The sequence below is a fragment of the Lactovum odontotermitis genome (genome assembly GCF_054658595.1).
In genome coordinates this window covers 1-21184 of record NZ_BAAGGQ010000013.1, presented here as the reverse complement: position 1 = coordinate 21184, position 21184 = coordinate 1, and the positions used below count along the sequence as shown (strand labels likewise).

Annotated in this window: 15 protein-coding genes and 1 tRNA gene; 15 read left to right on the top strand and 1 reads right to left on the bottom strand. The window is 46.8% G+C overall.

The features are described from left to right. Positions 1-154: 154 nt before the first annotated feature. A complete protein-coding gene (locus tag ACYQ2E_RS07900; protein WP_460017527.1) occupies positions 155-307 on the top strand; it encodes a hypothetical protein in 153 nt (50 codons plus the stop codon). Between the two features lie 371 nt (positions 308-678). On the opposite strand, the gene ACYQ2E_RS07895 is transcribed toward ACYQ2E_RS07900, so the two are convergent. After that, positions 679-749: transfer RNA gene (locus ACYQ2E_RS07895), tRNA-Cys, on the bottom strand. A gap of 101 nt (positions 750-850) precedes the next feature. Between ACYQ2E_RS07895 and ligA the strand changes: the two genes are divergently transcribed. From ligA to ACYQ2E_RS07825, 14 genes are all read left to right on the top strand, one after another. Continuing rightward, complete coding sequence (gene ligA, locus ACYQ2E_RS07890; protein WP_460017526.1) at positions 851-2818, top strand: NAD-dependent DNA ligase LigA; 1968 nt, start codon at positions 851-853, stop codon at positions 2816-2818. A gap of 44 nt (positions 2819-2862) precedes the next feature. Further along, a complete protein-coding gene (locus tag ACYQ2E_RS07885; RefSeq protein WP_460017525.1) occupies positions 2863-3939 on the top strand; it encodes a diacylglycerol kinase family lipid kinase in 1077 nt (358 codons plus the stop codon). Between the two features lie 17 nt (positions 3940-3956). Beyond that, positions 3957-4859, top strand: coding sequence for a diadenylate cyclase CdaA (gene cdaA, locus ACYQ2E_RS07880; RefSeq protein WP_460017524.1), 903 nt, complete (start codon positions 3957-3959; stop codon positions 4857-4859). After that, positions 4856-5623 (top strand): CdaR family protein, encoded by a 768-nt coding sequence (locus ACYQ2E_RS07875; RefSeq protein WP_460017523.1) that lies wholly within the window; start codon positions 4856-4858, stop codon positions 5621-5623. Before cdaA ends, ACYQ2E_RS07875 begins: the two co-directional genes overlap by 4 nt. Positions 5624-5632: 9 nt before the next feature. Further along, positions 5633-6991 (top strand): phosphoglucosamine mutase, encoded by a 1359-nt coding sequence (gene glmM, locus ACYQ2E_RS07870; RefSeq protein ID WP_460017522.1) that lies wholly within the window; start codon positions 5633-5635, stop codon positions 6989-6991. 304 nt (positions 6992-7295) lie between these two features. Continuing rightward, positions 7296-7787 (top strand): PTS glucose transporter subunit IIA, encoded by a 492-nt coding sequence (locus ACYQ2E_RS07865; RefSeq protein WP_460017521.1) that lies wholly within the window; start codon positions 7296-7298, stop codon positions 7785-7787. Positions 7788-8064: 277 nt separating this feature from the next. Beyond that, the gene (locus ACYQ2E_RS07860; RefSeq protein ID WP_460017520.1) at positions 8065-9825 is read left to right on the top strand and encodes a glycosyl hydrolase family 65 protein; all 1761 of its coding nucleotides are present in this window, start codon (positions 8065-8067) and stop codon (positions 9823-9825) included. Between the two features lie 54 nt (positions 9826-9879). Continuing rightward, entirely contained in the window at positions 9880-10626 is a 747-nt protein-coding gene (locus ACYQ2E_RS07855) for a DUF1003 domain-containing protein (protein ID WP_460017519.1), read from the top strand. Between the two features lie 124 nt (positions 10627-10750). Beyond that, on the top strand, positions 10751-11197 hold the full coding sequence (locus ACYQ2E_RS07850) for a zinc-dependent MarR family transcriptional regulator (RefSeq protein ID WP_460017518.1): 447 nt from the start codon (positions 10751-10753) through the stop codon (positions 11195-11197). Further along, positions 11194-12063 (top strand): metal ABC transporter solute-binding protein, Zn/Mn family, encoded by an 870-nt coding sequence (locus ACYQ2E_RS07845; protein ID WP_460017517.1) that lies wholly within the window; start codon positions 11194-11196, stop codon positions 12061-12063. The genes ACYQ2E_RS07850 and ACYQ2E_RS07845 overlap by 4 nt, the downstream gene beginning before the upstream one ends. A gap of 27 nt (positions 12064-12090) precedes the next feature. Then, on the top strand, positions 12091-12828 hold the full coding sequence (locus ACYQ2E_RS07840; RefSeq protein ID WP_460017564.1) for a metal ABC transporter ATP-binding protein: 738 nt from the start codon (positions 12091-12093) through the stop codon (positions 12826-12828). Next, positions 12821-13630: a metal ABC transporter permease gene (locus ACYQ2E_RS07835; protein WP_460017516.1), complete on the top strand. Its 810-nt coding sequence runs from the start codon at positions 12821-12823 to the stop codon at positions 13628-13630. The genes ACYQ2E_RS07840 and ACYQ2E_RS07835 overlap by 8 nt, the downstream gene beginning before the upstream one ends. Before the next feature lie 50 nt (positions 13631-13680). Next, positions 13681-16191: a DNA topoisomerase IV subunit A gene (parC, locus tag ACYQ2E_RS07830; protein WP_460017515.1), complete on the top strand. Its 2511-nt coding sequence runs from the start codon at positions 13681-13683 to the stop codon at positions 16189-16191. 318 nt (positions 16192-16509) lie between these two features. After that, a partial coding sequence (locus ACYQ2E_RS07825) for a KxYKxGKxW signal peptide domain-containing protein (protein WP_460017514.1) occupies positions 16510-21184 on the top strand: 4675 nt, incomplete at its 3' end.

Here is a 21184-nt window from a genome sequence, read left to right as displayed (position 1 = left end):
TTTTGCCGTGGGAATTAGGAATATTCTGATTCCGACTTGTGCCTACAACAATAATAATCGATGCTGCTTTCATTAGGAGAACATTAAAAAAGCTTGTCAAATACGGCAAGCTTTGCTATAATTACGATGTAGAAGTTTATGGACGGTAGCCTTAATGGGAGGTGGTGCTTATGATGAGAATTATGGGCGCAAGCCTTATCAACATGAAAGGCAGAAAAGTTTGTCTGTTTCAGATGCTCTGTTGATTATGATTGCTTTTGGTTCGCTGATTGCAGTTATAATGAGTGACAAGAACAACAAAAAATGACCGCCCTACTTTAGCCAGTAACGGTCATTTTTTGACTTAAATCTGCTACCGTTCTTAAAACGGCTACACTGGACTGGTTGCCGCCAGTCCTTTTATATGTCTATTATACCACAAGAAAATGTACTGTCAAATTTGGCGGTACGTTATCCGCGTGAAATTTCACAGCGCGGACTGGATTATTTTGACAAGCATCCAGAACAGTTGAAGGAGGTGCCCTTAAGTGTCGCTATGAGGAGGGGGTTCTTTTTGAAAAAAGGGAGAAAAATCCGCAAAACTACGAAAAAGACAAATTTTTTTATATGAGGACAAGATAAAAGCAGTAACCATCTGCTTTCTCGTATGCTGGAGAAAGCAGGCATTACTGCCGAGAAAGGCGCTAACCGGATTTGAACCGGTGATTAGGCTTTTGCAGAGCCATGTGTTACCACTTCACTATAGCGCCGTATGCCGGAGAAAAGGGCGGATGATTTTGCCCTGTCACGAACTTTTTTATTATATCAGATTTTTCTGTAAAAGCAAGCCTAATTATGATAAAATAGAGTCATGAATGTTCAGGAAGAAATGAAATCGCTGGTAGAGACGCTGAATCGCTATCGCAACGAGTATTATACGCTGGATGCGCCGTCGGTCGAAGATGCGGAGTATGACCGTCAGTATGCGCGGCTGGAGCAGCTGGAGTCGGAAAATCCCGATTTGGTGCGGGCCGATTCGCCCACGCAAAGAGTCGGCGGAGAGGTGCTGGAGGGCTTCACAAAGTTTACACATCCCTACAATCTGTATTCTTTACAGGATGCCTTCTCGCTGGAAGAGGTGGCCGACTTCGATGCGCGTGTGCGCAAGACTTTCCCGAATCCTGAATACATTTGCGAGCTGAAAATCGACGGCTTGTCGCTGTCTCTCTACTATGAGGGCGGGCGGCTGGTGACGGCGGCGACACGGGGCGACGGCTCGGTCGGCGAGGATATTACGGCACAAGTTCGCCAGATTTCAGATGTGCCGCAGACACTTGCAGACCCGATTGCTCTGATTCTGCGCGGGGAAGCTTATCTGCCGCGCAAGAATTTTGATAAGCTGAATATCGAGCGCGAGATGGAGGGATTGCCTGCTTTCGCAAATCCGAGAAATGCCGCAGCCGGCACTTTGCGCCAGCTTGATACGCGTGTGGTGAAAAAGCGCGGACTGGCCACTTTTCTTTATCAGGCGGCAGGTGATGCACCGCGCGACACGCAGGAAGAAGTGCTGGAATACTTTGCTCAGCTGGGCTTTTCAGTCAATCCTGACCGAGTTTTTGCCAAAAACCTAGATGAAATTTACGCATTTATAGAAAAATGTACAGAAATGCGTGATAAGCTGGCCTATGACATTGACGGCGTGGTCATCAAAGTCAATAACCTGGCGCAGCAGGATGAGCTCGGCTTTACTGTCAAATTTCCGCGCTGGGCGATTGCTTATAAATTTCCGCCGGAGCTGGCTGAGACGGAAGTGCTGAGTGTTGACTGGACGGTCGGGCGAACGGGTGTTGTCACGCCGACGGCCAATATGACGCCGGTGACGCTGGCACAGACTACGGTGTCTCGGGCGACTTTGCATAATGTGGATTATATTACTGAAAAAGATGTGCGCCTCGGCGACACAGTTGTGATATATAAGGCGGGCGACATTATTCCGGCGGTGCAGCGGGTGCTGCTGAATAAGCGGCCGGCAGATTCTGTGCCGCTGGAGATTCCAAAGCACTGTCCTGAATGCGGCTCGGAGCTGATTCATTATGAGGATGAGGTTGCGCTGCGCTGTGTGAATCCGCTCTGTCCGGCTCAAATCCGCGAGAAGCTGATTCATTTTACCTCGCGCAATGCCATGAATATTGTCGGGCTTGGCGAGAAGGTGGTGACGGCGCTCTTTGAAAATGGGCTGATTCATGATGTGGCTGATATTTATCGTTTGACGGAGGCTGACCTGCGTGAGCTGGACAATTTAGGTGAAAAGTCGGCTCAGAAGCTGCTGGCGGCGATTGACAGCAGTCGGGATAATTCGGTTGAGAAACTGATTTTCGGGCTGGGTATCCGTCATGTCGGCAGTAAGGCGGCTAAAATTCTGGCGCAGCATTTCGGAAGTCTGGAGAAAATTGCGGCAGCTGAGCCGGAGGAAATTTCGCTGATTCCAACGATTGGTGCGACTGTGGCCAACGCGGTTCATTCTTATTTCAGTCAGGAGGGCAGTCAAAAGCTCCTGACGGAGCTTAAGCTTGCGGGCCTGAATTTTGACTATCTCGGTGCTGTACCGCAGACGGACGGGCTTTTATCCGGGAAGACAGTCGTTCTAACAGGCAAATTATCAAGTCTGACCAGAAATGAGGCAAAGGAAAAGCTGGAAAGTCTTGGTGCGATTGTGACCGGCTCAGTTTCGAAGAAAACTGACCTGGTAGTGGCTGGTGAGGAGGCTGGCTCAAAATTGACCAAGGCGCAAGAACTTGGCATAGAGGTCTGGTCGGAGGACGACTTGGCCAAAATATAAATATGAAATTTAGAAACGGAAATTCCTAGAAAGAAGCGGCATCTATGAAAGCACGGCTGATTTATAATCCTACGAGCGGTCAGGAGATTATCAAAAAGTATATTGCAGATATATTGGATAGACTGGAAAGTTATGGCTACGAGACGTCGGCTTTTGCGACGAAGCCGGAAGTGCATTCTGCTCAGAAAGAGGCGGCCAGGTGCGCGAAGCAGGGCTATGACCTGATTGTCGCTGCGGGCGGCGATGGTACGTTGAATGAAGTGGTGAACGGCATTATGTCGGTGTCTCGCAGGCGGCGTCCGCAGATGGCGATTATTCCGGTCGGCACGACGAATGATTTTGCGCGTGCCTTGAAGATTCCCCGCGGAAACCCGGTCAAGGCGATTGAAATCGTCGGTGAGAGGCAGGTGCTTGGGATTGATGTCGGTCGCGTGAATGAAGGAAGTTATTTTATCAATATTGCGGCTGCGGGTGCTTTGACAGAGCTGACTTATGCGGTGCCGTCACAGATGAAAACAACTTTCGGCTACTTGGCTTATTTGACTAAGGGTGCTGAGCTTCTGCCTCGGGTGAGGAAGTCGCCGGTGCGTATCACTTATGACGGGACAACGATTGAAGAGGACATTTCTATGTTCTTCTGTGCGCTGACGAATTCGGTCGGCGGTTTTGAGAATATTGCGCCTGATGCGCAGCTCAATGACGGGCTTTTCACGCTGATTCTGGTTAAAACAGACAATTTGATTGAGCTGCTGGCGCTGCTGGCCATTGTGGCCGGGGGCTCCGGCCGTCATATGACTGATAAAAATATTAAATATATTAAAGCCAAAAGCGTCAAGGTTGAGCCGCTCAATTCGGAGCGCTGGCTGATTAATCTGGATGGTGAGTATGGCGGGCAGGCGCCGGTCAAATTTGCTAATCTCAAGGCGGCGATTGAATGCTACGCGAATCTCAATGAGGTGCCGGATGAAAATTATCAGCTTGATGAAGGGGATTTGGCGATGGAGGCAATGGCTCAGAAATTTGCCCGTGAAGCTGAAAAATTTGAAGACAGTAAAGACAGTGAAGAGGATAAAGAGGTCGGAGATGCTAGTGACAGCACAGAAAATTCGACGAATAACTAAAGTTTGGAAAATAGCATATGAATAATCTCAATGACATATTTAATACAGATTTTTGGCAGCAGCTGGTGACGCAAAACAGTAACCCCTGGCATTTATTTGTGTCGATTTTAGACATTGTCATCGTATCTCTCATCATTTATCGGCTGGCCCGGTTTGTTCAAGGCACGCGGCTCATGATTCTGGTCCGCGGTGTTTTGCTGTTCATCGTGCTGGATTTGCTGGCTGGTATTATTGGGCTGCCGACGCTGAAATGGCTGCTGAATCAGGTCATTATTTATGGTGTGGTGGCGCTTATCATTATCTTTCAGCCGGAAATCCGTCAGGCTTTGGAGCGGCTGGGACATACGACAAATCTAATCGGCGGCAAGCGTAACAATGATGATATCAATACAAATGCGCAAATAGAGGCTTATGAGAAGTCCTTTGATTATATGTCGAAGCGTAAAATCGGCGCACTGATTGCGATTGAGCGCTCGCAGACCCTGGAGGAATATGTTTCGACAGGCATTCGGCTGGATGCTGATATTACTTCTGAGCTGATTATCAATATCTTTATTCCCAACACGCCGCTGCATGATGGTGCGGTGATTGTTCAGAGCGATAAAATCTCTGTCACTTGCGCTTATTTGCCGTTGACAGAAAAAACAAATATTTCCAAGAAATTCGGCACTAGACACCGTGCGGCGATTGGTCTGTCTGAGGTTTCAGACGCGGTGGTTCTGGTTGTCTCTGAGGAAACAGGCGGTATTTCGGTGGCAATTCAGGGGACGCTTTATGCGGATTTGACGCCTGAGCGTTTCCATCGTATTTTGACGGAAAACTTGTCTGAGCCGGTTGTCGAACGCTCGGGCAGCTTGGCTAGCTTGACGAGCTTCTTTGTGAAGCATGATAAAGATAAGGAGGGGAGGAAGAAAAAATGATTTCAAAAATTCTCAATTCCCGTGTCTTTCTGATTGTCGTGAGTGTTGTACTTGCTTTGATTTTGTATGCGAATGCGACTTCGACAACGGCTCGTAATGAAGGAAAAAATCCGACGGATGGTCAGGTCTTTACTGCAACTTTGACGGATATCCCAATTGATATCAAGTACAATGACCAGAAATATTTCATTTCCGGCTATACAAGCACGGCTTCAGTCACGCTTTCCTCTTATAACCAAATTGAGCTGCTTCAGGAGAAATCTGCGGATAAGCGAACTTTTAAACTGGTGGCAGATTTGACGCAAATGTCGGTCGGAACACATACGGTGCCTATCAGTGTGGAAAATTTGACCAAAACGATTAATGCGAAGACAAATCCTACTTCAATGAGTGTTGTAATTGAAGATAAAAAGACAAAGAGTTTTAAAATCAATCCGATTATTGATGTCTCACTCATTCCTGAGGGCTATCATATTGGTACTGTTACTTTGAGCGACACCAAAGTTGATGTCACAGCTGGAACAGATTCGATTAAAAATATCACTCAAGTTGAAGCGGTGCTGCCTTCCAGCACTAATTTGGAGGATGAGTCAACTGTCACGGCCGGTTTGATTGCGGTTGATAAGACGGATGAAATTGTGCCGGCTAAGCTGGACAAATCGACGATAAAGATGACCATCGAAATTTTAAAAGATAAGCCGAATTCGAGCTCAAGCTCGAGTTCAAGTACAACTGCCAGCACAAGTGCAAGCAGCAGCAATTAAGGAGAAAACATGGGTAAATATTTTGGAACAGACGGTGTACGCGGAGAAGCGAATAAGGACCTCACACCAGAGATGGCCTTTAAATTAGGCCGATTTGGCGGTTATGTACTTAGCCAGCACGAGGCTAAGCAGCCAAAAGTCTATGTTGCGCGTGACACGCGAATTTCAGGACAAATGTTATCAAGTAGTCTAATTTCAGGCCTCTTATCTGTCGGGATTGAAGTCTATGATTTGGGCGTCATTGCGACGCCGGGACTGGCTTATCTGGTCAAAAAAGATGGTGTGTCGGCAGGTGTCATGATTACAGCCAGTCATAATCCTGCGCTTGACAACGGTATAAAATTTTTCGGCGGTGACGGCTTCAAGCTGGACGATGCCCAGGAGCTGGAAATCGAAGCACTGATTGATGCGTCGGCAGACAATCTTCCTAGGCCTTCTGCTGAGGGCCTGGGCAAGCTGAATGAATACAAAGAAGCAAAGCAGAAATACATTACTTTCCTAGAAAACACAGCAGACGGTAACTTTGACGGCTTCAAAGTTGTGCTTGACACGGCAAACGGCGCCACCTATACAACGGCGCGTACAGTTTACCTTGATTTAGGCGCGGACATTGAAGTCATCGGCGACCAGCCCAACGGCCTTAATATCAACGACCAGATTGGCTCAACCCATCCGGAGCGATTAGCAGCGAAAGTGCTGGAGCTGGGGGCCAATGTCGGCTTCGCCTATGACGGGGATGGGGACCGTCTCATCGCCGTGGATGAAACAGGCAAAATTGTCGACGGCGACCAAATCATGTACATTCTGGCTAAAAATTTATCTGAAAAGGGACAGTTGGCCCAGAATGCAGTTGTCACTACCGTTATGTCAAACCTCGGCTTTCACAAAGGGCTTGACGCACTCGGCCTGAAGTCAGTAATAACAGCCGTCGGCGACCGCTATGTTGTTGAGGAAATGCGTAAATCAGGCTATAATTACGGCGGCGAGCAGTCCGGTCACATGATTTTTCTGGATTACAGCCCAACGGGCGATGGCCAGCTCTCCAGCATTCAGTTACTGAAAGTTCTGCGTGAGACTGGAAAAACACTGTCAGAATTAGCCGGCGAAGTCACGATTTATCCTCAGAAACTGGTCAATGTGCGTCTGGCCAGCCTTGCCTACAAAGATAGCTGGCAGGACAATCCAGCCATTAAAAAAATAATTGCTGAAAAGGAAGCTGCGCTTGGTGAAAATGGCCGGATTCTGGTCCGTCCAAGCGGAACTGAGCCGCTGCTGCGGGTTATGGCTGAAGCTCCTACGCATGAGCAGGTTGATGATGTGGTTGACAGCATTGTTGAGGTGGTAAAAGCTGAGATTGGAGAGAAATAACGAAAACTGACGAGTTTTCAGTAAAAATGGAAAGTCCGTTCAAAATTGACGAGCTTTTTATTTTGCCGTAAATCAGGCGGTGAGGGCTGATTCGGCTGATTAAATTTTTTTGGACAAATAGGGAATTTTGACTATATTTAATAGCAAATAGTTGAAAATATTGGCGAATTATTATAAGATTAGAGCGTTCTGTATAACATCTAATTTAATAAGGATGCAATTCATTTTGTTTAATGAAGTGTAAAATTTAGCCGTGTTCGCACATGAATTCTGCCCTCGTGCGAGCTCTATTTAAGGAGAAAAAATGTTCGGATTTGAAAAAAATGAGAATGAGCAAGAAGAAGTCGAAATACTTTACGCTCCAGTCTCCGGAAAAATTTTCAAAATTGAGGAAAGCCCTGTCTCCATCTTTTCGCGTAAGATTATGGGGGACGGCTTTGCGATAGAATCGGCCTGCAGTAAGATTTTTGCCCCGGTTTCCGGTACAGTCACGCTGACGCAAGGACAAACAATCGGCTTGATACGTGAGGATGGTCTTGAAGTCTTGTTTCATATAAGTTTTTCAGATGCTGAGTTTAGCAGCCGGCAATATAATTTTACTGTGGAGGTTGGAGATTTTGTCAACGGCGGTGAAGAAATCGGACGGGTTGATATTGCTGTTGACGGGCCAGCTGACTTGATAAAAACAGCGATGATTGTTTTCACGAATACCTTGGACAAACTCGCGGATTTCACAGTTGATTATGCTGATAAAATAGGCGGTGCTAAGATTGGCATTGCCAGCGTAAAAAAATAATCGTTTATTTCCTGAAAACTTAGTGATGAAACTGTCATTTCCGGCAGTTTTTTGTCTAATCTGAAAATGTTCCTGAGCTGGGAGTCTGGAGCTTGAAAAACCAGGAGTTTTTCAAATTTGCCAATTTGTTCGGTCTCTGCGACAATTCCGCTCTAAAAAATGATAAAATAGATTCAGAGATTTTAAATCGAGCGCTTGTGCAAATGCTCTTCTTCCTGGTTACTGGCACTGCTGATTCAAGCCGAACGCCCGCGAATGCTTTTTTAAAGGAGAAAATATGCAGAATTCGAATTGGATGATTGCCTATGATAAGCCTGAGGCTGGCAAATTTAGTGAACACAGCTTTGAGCAAGAGTCACTGATGACATTAGGAAACGGTTATTTAAAATGGCGTGGTGCGCCTGTCTGGTCACAGTTTTCTGACGGCCATTTTCCTGGTCTTTATGCGGCTGGCGTTTTCAATGACGCGTCAAATTTAGTTAATTTGCCGAATCCGCAGCTGATGCGTTTTACAGTCAACGGTGCGCTCGTAAAATTTGACGACGCGTCGATTGTTGACCGCAAGAGTTTCATCGACCTTGCACGCGGCTGTCAGTCCGACAGATACACTGTGCGAACAAACGGCGGCTTTGTCATTATTACAAGCACGAAGTATGTCGACCCGCTTAATTTTCATGCTATCGGCTTTGAGGGGACGTTCAGCGCGACTTTTGACGGTGATTTGCTGATTGAGTCGCTGATTGACGGCGCTGACAACCGGGAATTTCAAGTGACGCGGGTCTCTGACCGTATGCTGCAGGCGAAAGTCGACAGTACAGATGCTGAAATCGTCATAGCTGCTAAAACTTTTGTCAACGGCATCCTAATTGAGCAGGCCGACAATGGTGCTGATGGGAATCAGCTGCTTGAGCGCACACAGCTGCATTTTACGGCCAATGAAGCCGTCAATTTCGAAAAAGTCATTGAGGTTGCGAGCAGCTGTGAAGTGGAAAATCCGGCCGAAGTGGCGCGTCGTGATGTGGATAGTCTGCCGCTGGTGAGTATTAAAGAAAATAATGCGGACTACTGGGCCAAGCTCTGGAAAGAAGCCGATGTTAAACTGGATATAGAAAGCTCAGAGGAATCAGAGGAAGCAGAGCTGCAGCGGAAGATTCGTTTGAGCGTCTTCCATCTTCGCTGCTCGGCACAGCACAGTGCCAATCAGTATTTGAACGCCTCGTTGATTCTACCCGAGGAAGACTCTGACAGTGAAAATTCTGTTCTACCTTATTACATTGCCAACGCGCCGGAAACGGCTCGAGATATTCTCACAGGCATGCTCAAACACACAGACAGCGCTTCCTTGACAGTTGCCTATAATCTCAGCCTTTATGAGCTGTTTACAGGCGACTTGTCGCTCCTGAAAGACGGCGGGCTCGAGTTTCTGCTTAAGGCTTTGAAGTTTTGGGTGAACAAAGCAGAGCTGGCTGAGGATGGTTATTATCACATTGAGGATGGCAGTGGGGAGCTTAATCGTCCGCTGATTGGCCTGCTGAATTATTTCTTCACTTTGCCGAAAACATTATCGGCAGTGTCAGAATTGAATCTTCGAGAGGCGGCGGTAAAGACCGGTTTTGATGATAAGCTCTTCCACAAGGCGCAGGAGCTGTCCGAAAAGCTTTATCTCGGCTCGAATCAGGAAAATGATAATGAAAAAGTGCTGCGGCGTCTGGTAGAGAAATTTGACAATGCTGATAGTGCTTCGCCTGTTTCACCTGTTTCACTCAGTGAGATGGCTTCGCTTGTCAAAGTGATTCAAAATGGGTTTGCAGGCGTCAGTCTGAGCGACGGCGATGGCGTGCTGACGCTTGCTCCGAATTTACCGGGCAGTTGGCATAATCTTGTTTTTAATCAGAAGATTCACGGTGTCAAGCTCAACATTGAAATCACGGAGCGATTATTGATTTTAACGGCCGACCAGGACTTGACGGTCAGGGTTTACGGTGTAAAAGCAAATTTGAAAGCAGGAATTCTATCGACATTTGCGCTTAAAAAATAAAAATGAAATTTAGAAAGCGGGCGGTCATTTCTGGCGCGCCTAGCAGGTAGTTTTATGACTCAGACATATAAGGACATTGTGTCCGGCAAGGAATTTCCACTGGCTGACGGCATGTTCATCGGCGATTTGGATAAGCAGCTGGTCAGCTTGATTCGGCATGATTTTAAGCATATCCGGGCGAGTGATTTCATCAGCCAGCATAGTCTGATGACTTACCGGATGAAGAAAATCAATGATATGATTGCGGCGGACAAAAAGGTCAACAAACGTATGCGCGACCGTTTCACCAAGGTCTTGAACGATGAGTACTATCATGAAATTGATGTCCAGAAACAGCTGGACGAAACGAATACTTTTGGACAAAAAGTGGCTGATAGTATTGCTAAATTCGGCGGTTCATGGTCTTTCATCATTCCATTCATGGTTTTTCTGGCCGTTTATATTCTGCTTAATGTTTTAAAGCCTTTCGGACTTCAATGGGATTCTTATCCGTTCATTCTGCTCAATCTCTGTCTGTCAATGCTGGCTGCGCTTCAGGCGCCGCTGATTATGATGAGCCAGAACCGGGCGGCTGAGTATGACCGTCTGGAGTCGCAGAATGATTATCGTGTGAACCAGAAAACTGAGATGGAAATTCGTCTGCTGCATTCGAAGATTGACCATATTATTCAGCAGGACCAGCCGAATCTGCTGGAAATCCAGAAGCTTCAGACTGAGATGCTTTCTTCCTTTGGGCAGCAGATATTCGAGCTGCGCGAGGAGATTAAAAAAGATAAAGAAAATGTTGAAGCAGTTGAATGAAAATCAATGGTACTAGCACTGAACAGCGCTAGTATTTTTGTTATTGGAAATAAGCTTAACTGGTTGACATTATTTTTTGGGAGTGATATACTTAACCAGTAAACTAAATGAAAGGGCTGAGGAAATGGGAGAATTAGAAGCGCAAATTGATAATTTTTTAGGACAGATTGTCCGCTTTGCGGAGAATAAGCATGAAATTCTGCTGGGTGACTGTGAATCTGATATTAAGCTGACGAGTACGCAGGAGCATATTCTGATGCTGCTGAAAAAGGGGCCGTCAACGAATGCCAAGATTGCTGATTTGCTGACGATTTCGCCGGCGGCGGTGACGAAGGCGCTGAAAAAGCTGCAGGAGATGGCGCTGATTGCCTCCAGCCGTGATGAGAAGGATGAACGCGTCATTTTCTGGCATTTGACAGAAGAAGCGCTGCCTATAGCCAAGGAGCATGCCGGTCATCATGACAAAACTCTCCAGGCTTATCGACGGCTGGCAGAGAAGTTTTCACCTGAGGAACAAGCTGTGATTACACGCTTTTTACATGATTTAGAAAGAGAGTTTAAACAAAAATGAAGAAAAAATTTTTACTGTCCTTGCTTTTATTGATTCCTGTGCTTTTTGTCCTGACTGCCTGTCAGCAGTCCAAGAGCGCGGATAAGTCCAAATCCAAGCAGGAAATTGTGACAACTTTTGAGCCGATGTACGAATTTACCAAGGCTGTGGCTGGCGACAAGGTGAAGGTGACGAATATTGTTCCCGGCAACCAGGAGGTGCATGAGTTTGAGCCGAGTGCCAAGGAAGTTGCGACTTTGACGGATGCTGCGGCGATTGTCTATAATTCGGATAATCTGGAGAAATGGGTGCTTTCCATCAAGGGAAAGGGTGTGAAGATAGAGGCCTCAAAGACAGTGACTCCCATTGGTGAAGACCCGCATACTTGGGTCAGTCCTAAGGAGGCTGTCATAGAGGTTCAGTATATTTCTGAGCAGCTTGCAAAGATTTTCCCGGACTACAAGGCAGATTTTGAAAAAAATGCAGCGGCCTATGTGAAGCAGCTTAAGGAAATTGATAAGGATTTTGAGCAGCTGAAGAATGCCGTAAACAAAACATTTATCACCCAGCATGAAGCTTTTTCCTATCTGGCGCGTGACTATGGCTTGAATCAGATTAATATTGCAGGTCTTGACCCTGAGGCTGAGCCGTCGAGCGCGACACTGGCTAAGCTGAAACTGGAAATGGAGAAGTCGGGCTTGACGACGGTTTATTTTGAGGATAATAGTAATAGTGCCATTGCGGAAACGCTGGCGAAGGAGACGGGGGCTGAGCTTCTGGTGATTAATCCGGTTGAGGGCTTGACGAGTGCACAGAAAAAGGCCGGCGAGAATTATCTGTCAATCATGAAGGAAAATCTGGCCTCGCTGAAAAAGACAATTCATTAATAAATGTACGAAGGTAAAATGGACAAAATGCGATACATTGATGTAAAAAATGTCACTTTTTATTATGAAAAGGAGCCGGTGCTTGAAAATCTGTCCTATCATGTGGACTCCGGTGAATTTGTGACGCTGACCGGCGAGAATGGGGCGGCCAAGTCGACTTTGATTAAGGTGACACTGGGGATTCTTCATGCTAAATCCGGCACGATAAAGATTTCTGAGAAAAATACTCGGGGTACGAAGTTGCGCGTGGCTTATCTGCCGCAGCAGATTGCCAGTTTCAACGCGGGTTTTCCAAGCAATGTGCTTGAATTTGTGACTTCCGGCCGTTATCCGCGCCGGGGCTGGTTTAAGCGGCTGAATCAGCATGATGCTGAACATGTCAAGACCAGTCTCGAGTCGGTGGGCATGTGGGATTATCGTCATAAGAGAATCGGCGAGCTTTCGGGCGGGCAGAAGCAGCGTGTGGCCATTGCCAGGATGTTTGCCAGCGACCCGGACCTTTTCATCTTGGATGAGCCGACGACAGGTATGGACGACATGTCGGCGAATGATTTCTGCCGTCTGATGCACCATGCGGCTCATAAACACGGCAAGGCAGTGCTCATGGTGACGCATGACCCGGAAGAGGTCAAAGATTATGCCGACCGTAATATTCACTTGGCCAAGGATAGAAACGGCAAGTTTGCCTGCTTTGATTTGCACAGTCAGCGCGAAGGTGTGGCTGAGGACAAGGTCAATGAGAAGCGGGAGGTGACGCATGCTTGATTTACTGAGTTATGATTTCATGCGCAATGCGCTTCTGGCGGCGACGGCGATTTCGATTTTCTCGCCGCTGCTTGGTGTGTTTCTGGTTCTGCGGCGGCAGAGTTTGATGTCGGACACGCTGTCGCATGTTTCATTGGCTGGTGTGGGCTTCGGTGTTCTTTTGGGCTGGAATTTGACTTGGACGACGATGCTGGTGGTCGTGATTGCTGCGATTTTTCTGGAATATTTACAGACTGTCTATAAAAACTATATGGAAGTGGCCACGGCGATTCTGATGAGTACAGGACTGGCGCTGGCTTTGCTGATTGTCAGCAATTCTAAGTCAACAACGACTATCAGCTTGGACCAGTATTTATTCGGCTCGATTATTACCATATCAATGACACAGGTTCTCATGCTCTTTGTTGTTGCTGCGGTTGTTCTGATTGGATTTGTCCTGTTTTTACGGCCGCTTTATGTGATAACTTTTAACGAGGATACGGCTTTGGTTGACGGGCTGCCTGTGCGGCTGATTTCACTGGCTTTTAATGTGGTGACGGGACTTGCGATTGCGCTGATGATTCCTGCTGCGGGTGCTCTGCTTGTATCTGCCATCATGGTGCTGCCGGCCTCAATTGCCATGCGTCTGGGCAGGTCTTTCAAATCTGTCTTGATAAGCGCGGTCGTTGTCAGTTTTGTCGGTATGAATGCCGGGCTGATTGCGTCGTATTATATGAATGCGCCGGCTTCGGCTTCGATTACGCTGATTTTCGTAGTTTTCTTCCTGCTTGTGTCGGCTGGAAAAATGCTGCTGAAAAGATGAGAAAAAATCGAAATAAACGACTTACAGAGAGTATGGTATAATTAAGACTTATGAGCAACATTCAAACTCTACCCTTAGAAGATATTATGGGCGACCGTTTCGGCCGCTATTCGAAATACATCATTCAGGAGCGTGCGCTGCCTGATATTCGCGACGGGCTGAAGCCGGTACAGCGGCGTATTCTCTACAGCATGCATCGCGACGGCAATACTTTTGACAAAGGCTACCGGAAGTCGGCCAAGTCTGTCGGTAATGTCATGGGCAATTTCCATCCGCATGGGGACTCATCAATTTACGAGGCGATGATTCGTCTGTCGCAGGACTGGAAGATGGAAGAGCCGCTGATTGAGATGCACGGCAACAATGGCTCGATGGACGGCGACCCGCCTGCGGCCATGCGTTATACTGAAGCTCGTCTGGCACAAATCTCAGAGTTTCTGCTGCAGGACATCGAGAAAGAGACGGTGCCTTTAGCCTGGAACTTTGATGATACGGAGAAAGAGCCGACGGTGCTGCCTGCGAGTTTTCCCAATCTGCTGGTCAATGGCTCGACGGGAATCTCGGCGGGCTACGCCACGGATATTCCGCCGCATAATCTGGGCGAGGTGATTGATGCGACGGTGCATCTGATTGACCACCCGGCGGCGACTGTGGATGAGCTGATGAAGATTCTGCCAGGGCCTGATTTCCCGACGGGGGCGATTATTCAAGGGCATGACGAGATTAAGAAGGCTTATGAGACTGGCAAAGGCCGTGTGGCGGTGCGCTCAAAGACGTCGATTGAGAAGCTCAAGGGCGGCCGCGAGCAGATTGTGGTTTCAGAGATTCCATATGAAGTGAATAAGTTGAATCTGCAGCGCCGGATTGATGATATTGCCATTAATGCCAAGGTGCCTGGAATTGCGGATGCGCGTGACGAGTCGGACCGCGAGGGGCTGCGCATGGTGATTGAGCTGAAGAAGGATGCCGATGCGCAGCTGGTGCTGAATTATCTGCTGAAGAATACAGATTTGCAGATTAATTACAGTTTCAATATGGTGGCGATTGACAATATGACGCCGCGTCAGGTGGGGCTGCTGCAGATGTTGTCGGCTTTTGTGGCGCATCGTCGCGAGGTGATTGTCAAGCGCTCGGAGTTTGATTTGCGTAAAGCCGAGAAGCGGCTGCATATCGTCGAGGGGCTGATTCGTATGGTCAGCATTCTGGACGAAGTGGTGGCGCTGATTCGGGCGTCTGAGAATAAGGCGGATGCCAAGGAGAATCTTAAGATTTCTTATGATTTTTCTGAGGAGCAGGCGGAAGCGATTGTCACTCTGCAGCTCTACAGGCTGACCAACACGGACATTGTTGTCCTTCAGAAAGAGGAGGCATCGCTCAACGAAGAGATTTTGACGCTTCGGGCGGTTATTTCGGACGATGCCACATTGTTCAATCTGATGAAGCGGGAATTGCGCGAGGTCAAGAAGAAGTTTGCGCGGCCGCGTCAGTCGGTGCTCCAGGACAAGGTCGAGACGATTGAGATTGAGGCACATGAGCTGATTGTCGAAGAGGAGACGGTGGTTTCTGTCACGCGCGGCGGTTATGTCAAGCGGACTTCACCGCGGAGTTTTGCTTCGTCTGAGCTTTCTGATATCGGCAAGCGCGATGACGACGAGCTGATTTTCGTGGCGGAGCATGCACTGACCACGCAGCATCTGCTTGCGTTCACGAGTCTGGGGAATGTGATTTATCGCCCTGTGCATGAACTCACAGATATTCGATGGAAAGATATCGGTGAGCATGTTTCCCAAAGTCTTACGAACTTTGCGAGCAATGAGGAAATTATTTTTGCTGAAATTGTATCCGGCTTTTCTGCTGGCGAATATGCTGCGGTTACTCGAAACGGTCAGGTGAAGCGGGTTGCGAGGACTGACTTCACGCCTTGGCGGACTTATAAGTCTAAATCGACGGCTTATGTGAAGCTCAAGGGTGAGGGTGATGCGGTGGTCAATGTGTTTGTCTCTGATGCGGCGCAGAATCTGATGCTGATTTCGCAGAACGGCTATGGGCTGAAGTTTAGTCTGTCTGAGGTGCCTGTGCTTGGGCGTACGGCGGCGGGTGTGAAGGCGATGAATCTGAAGGCTGGAGATGCCGTCAGAGCGGCATTTACTGATGAGACTGCTAGTGTGTATTTACTGACGCAGAAGGGAAGTCTGAAGCGTTTTGCTGCGGCGGAAATTCCTGTGACTTCGCGTGCGAATCGCGGCCTGCAGGTTTTGAGTACGGTCAAGAAGGAACCGTTTACTGTCTTTGCAGCAGGCAGCGTGGTTAGTTTTGAGCGGTCTGCTGCTGAAGATGACTTGGCGGACTTTGATTTGTTTGTGCCTGAGAAGGTGGAAGCGGCTGAGGCTGAAGTTGAGGTGAAGCCGAGTCAGGTGCTGCAGGTTTATACGACTGATGATAAGCTTTATGAGATTGAGCTGACGGAGCTGAAGCTGTCGGAGCGGACTTCGAATGGTGAGTTTATTGCTGGTGCGGCTGTTGAGGTGAGGGCGGCGCAGATTCGCCTGCGGCTGGAATAAATTTGTTTGCAGAAAATTGAGAGCATTTAGCTGGAATGTAAGTTTTGGCTGAGTGTTTTTTATATTTACGTCTCTTTTTTAGAGGCGTTTTTTCATGTTTAGAATTCCTGCTTTCATTTTGGTCGAATTGACCAATTGTTAAAGTGTAGTGAAAATTATATCTATATGAATAAATAATTAGGTAATTTGTATTTCTAATCCCTCTTGCTTTTTTCATTAAAACGATGTAAAATATAACGAACGATTAATTTTGTAAAATTTTAATATTTTGGATACGTAATGAACTTAAGTTAAGTTTACAAAGAGTCAAGAGGATATATGAAAACTGGTAAGCATTCTATAGATAATCGCAGAAAACGGGCAGCACTTCATTTAAAACGGCAGCAGAGTTCGACTTTAACGCATTTTCGAACTTGGAAGTCGGGGAAGACCTGGTTGTATGCTTCTTCGATTTTTACTGCTTTGTTAGGCGGCGCAATTGCTGATAAGGTAATTACTCTTGAATCAGGGTCAGGTGTGGCTCGGACTTTTTTTGGCGCCAATAGTGCAAGTGCGGATACTCTTAATGTCACTGGCTCTGAAGCTGGGGCAGCAGATTCTTCATCTGCGGCTGCTTCATCTGAGTTTCCTCGCTCTGTTGAATCAAGTCTTGCACAGGAAGGAGCGGATAAACAGAGTGATGTGCCGCCTGTTTCGCAAGCTGCGGGTTCTGAGTTAAGTCAGGCTTCAGCTGTTTCTGCGGATTCTACTGTAGTTAATGAAAGTAAGGCTGCTTCAGAGGCTGCGAGTCTGTCTTCTTCGCTTGCCGCTTCCATTGCTTTGTCAGCAATTGCGAGTTCGACGGCTTTATCTATTGCCGCAAGTCATGCGTCGTCGGTAGTGGCATCTGTGGCTTCCGCTTCAGTCTCTAGTGAAGTTTCTGCTCCGGTATCGACTGAAGCTGCTGCTTTATCTGTCGCCGGCAGTTTGCAAAGCGAATCGAGTGCAGTGTCAGACTCGAATCTTACGCTTCAAAGTTTTTCGATTGCTTTGGACGCGGCTGGCTCAGATGCTGCAGTTCAGTCTACTGCGGATGTTGCGACTGCTCCCGATAGCAGCCGTAGTGATTTTGTGGAAAATCAGGTCAGTGCTTCTGAGTCATCACCGACTTCTGTTACTGTGGCTGCACCTGACCAAGTGATTTATCAGGCAGCCTATAAAGAGGCAGCAGAAGCAGGTCTAAATCAGGCAGATTCCGTCACTTATGCTAATCTCATCAAAGATGGTGATAAAGCTGCTGCTGCAAGTTATCTTGCTAGTGCAAACAAATTAAGTTTAACTGGGACGAATGCGACCTACAAGGGGACGGAGGCGACTGTTTCGAGCTGGGAAGGATTCAAGGAAGCCTGGAATAATAATCAGGTTTCTTATATCCTTTTAGATGGTGATGTCGTTAATCCGTCGACGAATAACACAGATGAAATGGCGGGTCTGAATCCCCGTAATATGGGCATGATTATTGATGGTCAAGTTACGAGTATTACTGAGAATAATATCACTAATCAGACGCTTAACAATGGGGCTCCTGCTCTTGATGCAGACGGAAACGGCCTTAAGACAGCCACAGCAAATGATGGTTATGTACTTGACCTTGGGCAAAATGGGGTTCTGAAAATAGATGCGCCGACAGGAACAACTGACTCGGCCACTGCAATAGCCAATCAGCAGACGCTTACACTAACTAATTTAAAGCTCCATCAGGTGACTCAATATAACGGAATTGACTCAACGGGCGGCGGACTTGGCGGTCAGGACGGTCAGAATATTATCGTTCCGATTACTAATCTTGCTTCCGGCAACTGGACTTATAATTTCAACAATGTCGTCATGACGAATGATTTTGCTGCAACAACTGGTTATACTGCAGCCAATCGTCTGGTTGATGATGACCATGCTCTGCTCAATTTTTCAGGAACTGATTATTTCACGACTTATGCCGAAATGGTGAATTACGGCTCTATTCAAGTGGCCAACGGCACGCATCTCTTTTATCAAAAAAGTAAAAACACTTTAGCGGTGAGTACTTCGGTTTTCTACTCTGCTTCAGGAGCTGGACGTTCGAACCAGGCAACTGATACTGGTAATCTTACCGGCATTACAACTCCGCTTGGCGACAATCCGCAGGGACACATCTTTATAGCTGGAGATGATTCTGAACTTAACCTGGCAGTTTTAACGATGACTCCTGGATATTCTGCCTGGTATAGTAACTGGAACGGTATTATCCTGGGGGATGATATCACTTATCGCGGCTTTGGGCTTCAGCGCTATATTGATGATAACACTGGCGCTGGAGATACCTCAAACACCAGCACTGTTGCGCAAAACGGTACAGGAACTGGCGGTACGCGTTATTATTACAGCGGTTCCGGCTGTGATATTTATTCAAATACAAGCAGTAATTTTATCACTTCAGACGGGAATATGAAAGCGACTTTCGAGTCGAATTCTAGAATCGTTGGAATGACACAAGGTACTCATTCGATTTACTTAACTGGCGGAAGCACATCGGATGGGACGAATAATTATACTTCATCTGTTACTTTTGTTTCTCCTAAGTCAATTACGCTGGCTTTTATTTCTGCTGACGGTAAAAGTACAGCGGGTCAAGCGGTGTATATCGTGAGTGCCGGAAACACGGTATCACTGAATAATTCCAATGTTGTGCTATGGACTGCCGGGCAGCTTAGTAATCCTGGGCAGACGACTCAGAGTGGTACGCCAACTTCTACAAATGTGAATACTGTCGGCTCTTTGACGATGAGTAATACGATGGGCAATCCAGTTTCAGCTGTCAGCCCTGATGGGAACACAATTACTTTTGATGCCTCAAATATATCTACCCAGGCAATTACAACTGAGGCAATTATTCCTGGTCAGATTACGGTTAATTATGTGGACCAGAATGGTAATACTGTGGGAAGTGTTACAGGTTACTGGGATGATACTACAAATTCTCTTGTTAGTGCGCCAACTTCTGATACTTATGTCGGTGAAAGTGTTGATTTAACTCAGTCTTATTTTGTAACCGATAATATGCCGCCGGATTATATGTGGGCTTTGGGAAATGAGGGGCAGATAGCTTCAAACGTTCCTAAGGGTCAGCCTGGCGGTGATTCAAACAATAGCAGCGATGATGGTGATTCTTACGGGCAGGCAAATTATGCAATTCTTCCTGTTACAGATGGGACTAATACTTACACCATCTATGTATATGGACAAGCTAATCCCAATGTAAAATATCAATATGTTGACAGCAAGACAGGAAAAGTCATTGATGTTTCAGAGGTTCCGTCTGGTCAGGAAACTCCTTTAAACACGTCAAACGGCTATACTGCCAATGCTGGAAATACGATTGACTGGACTGGGGTTTATTATACGACGGCTCCTTATGGCTCAAGCGTCACGACGACTGTTCCAACGGGCTATAAGCTTGATTCTAGTCACGCGCAGCCGACGTCAACTGATGTTACTGATACAACGACCTCTGAGCTTGTTACTTTTTATGTGACACTTGATGATGCGGACCCTGTAAATCAAGCGGCTGCGATTTGGACACCCTCATATGCAGCTGATGTTCCAGGGACGAACGGAAATGCCGGAAGTGCAGCGGCTCTTCCAGGTTCTTATACTCAAAGCAGCGCAAGTGTCAATGATGCGCTGGAAACACCTGCTTTCAGCATTCCGGACGGTTATCATATCAGTGAGGTGATAGGACCTGACGGGACGACTTTTACTGGTGAAGATGCAGTCACTCAGGCGGTTTCTCATTATCAAATTTTGTCGCAGCAAGGGACAAATGACTATACGACTGGCGGTAATATCAACAATTTCCAAGTTATTTTGGAAGCTGATGAGTTTAGTGTGACGGTTTCTGGACAAGATAGTAATGATAGTACAATTCTTTCCAGGCAGTCTTCAGGGAATCAAGGGGGAACGGCGACGACCCAGACGGGGGCTGTGATTACTCCTAATGTTCCTCAGACAACAGTGGATGCGAATGGTTATGAGGTTACAGCGACTGTCACAACTCAGGACGGGACGGATGTGACGGCTGATTTCTTTGCCGGAAAGTTGACTACAAAGAAAAATCCTGATGGTACTTCGGTATATGATGTTCATTATGTGTTGACGGAGGAGGGGGAGTCGGATTCGGATTCTGATTTTGACTCGAACTCTGATTTCGATTCTGAGTCGGTTTTTGACTCGGATTCTAATTTTGACTCGAGCTCTGATTTCGATTCTGAGTCGGTGTTTGACTCGGATTCTAATTTTGATTCGAACTCTGAGTTGGTATTTGACTCTGAGAGTAATTTTGATTCGGAGAGTGTTTTTGATTCGGAGAGTGAGAGTGCCTCTGATGTTGTGTCTAATCAGGTTTCAGATAGTGATTCTGTTTCGGATGACTCGAGTGATAGTGTTTCAGATAATCTGAGTGATTCTGTTTCGGATGACTTGAGTGATAGTGCTTCGGATAGTCAGAGTGATTCAAATTCGGATAGTTTAAGTGATTCAGATTCCGACAGCTTGAGTGACTCGGATTCAGATAGTCTGAGCGATTCTGTTTCGGATGACTTGAGTGATAGTGTTTCAGATAATCTGAGCGACTCAGATTCTGATAGTTTGAGTGATAGTGTTTCGGATAATTTGAGTGATTCTGTTTCGGATAGTCTGAGTGATAGTGTTTCAGATAATCTGAGTGATAGTGTTTCGGATGACTTGAGTGATAGTGCTTCAGATAGTTTGAGTGATTCAGATTCTGATAGTTTGAGTGATAGTGCTTCTGATAGTCTGAGTGATAGTGTTTCAGATAATCTGAGTGACTCCGTTTCGGATGACTTGAGTGATAGTGTTTCAGATAATCTGAGCGACTCAGATTCTGATAGTTTGAGTGATAGTGTTTCGGATAATTTGAGTGATTCTGTTTCGGATAGTCTGAGTGATAGTGTTTCAG

Coding starts and splice junctions, on each gene's coding strand:
- ACYQ2E_RS07850 (WP_460017518.1), top strand. CDS start 10,751: ATGGGAGAATTAGAAGCGCAAATTGATAATTTTTTAGGACAGATTGTC.
- ACYQ2E_RS07875 (WP_460017523.1), top strand. CDS start 4,856: ATGATTTCAAAAATTCTCAATTCCCGTGTCTTTCTGATTGTCGTGAGT.
- glmM (WP_460017522.1), top strand. CDS start 5,633: ATGGGTAAATATTTTGGAACAGACGGTGTACGCGGAGAAGCGAATAAG.
- cdaA (WP_460017524.1), top strand. CDS start 3,957: ATGAATAATCTCAATGACATATTTAATACAGATTTTTGGCAGCAGCTG.
- ACYQ2E_RS07835 (WP_460017516.1), top strand. CDS start 12,821: ATGCTTGATTTACTGAGTTATGATTTCATGCGCAATGCGCTTCTGGCG.
- ACYQ2E_RS07900 (WP_460017527.1), top strand. CDS start 155: ATGGGAGGTGGTGCTTATGATGAGAATTATGGGCGCAAGCCTTATCAA.
- ACYQ2E_RS07845 (WP_460017517.1), top strand. CDS start 11,194: ATGAAGAAAAAATTTTTACTGTCCTTGCTTTTATTGATTCCTGTGCTT.
- ACYQ2E_RS07885 (WP_460017525.1), top strand. CDS start 2,863: ATGAAAGCACGGCTGATTTATAATCCTACGAGCGGTCAGGAGATTATC.
- ACYQ2E_RS07865 (WP_460017521.1), top strand. CDS start 7,296: ATGTTCGGATTTGAAAAAAATGAGAATGAGCAAGAAGAAGTCGAAATA.
- parC (WP_460017515.1), top strand. CDS start 13,681: ATGAGCAACATTCAAACTCTACCCTTAGAAGATATTATGGGCGACCGT.
- ACYQ2E_RS07855 (WP_460017519.1), top strand. CDS start 9,880: ATGACTCAGACATATAAGGACATTGTGTCCGGCAAGGAATTTCCACTG.
- ligA (WP_460017526.1), top strand. CDS start 851: ATGAATGTTCAGGAAGAAATGAAATCGCTGGTAGAGACGCTGAATCGC.
- ACYQ2E_RS07860 (WP_460017520.1), top strand. CDS start 8,065: ATGCAGAATTCGAATTGGATGATTGCCTATGATAAGCCTGAGGCTGGC.
- ACYQ2E_RS07840 (WP_460017564.1), top strand. CDS start 12,091: ATGCGATACATTGATGTAAAAAATGTCACTTTTTATTATGAAAAGGAG.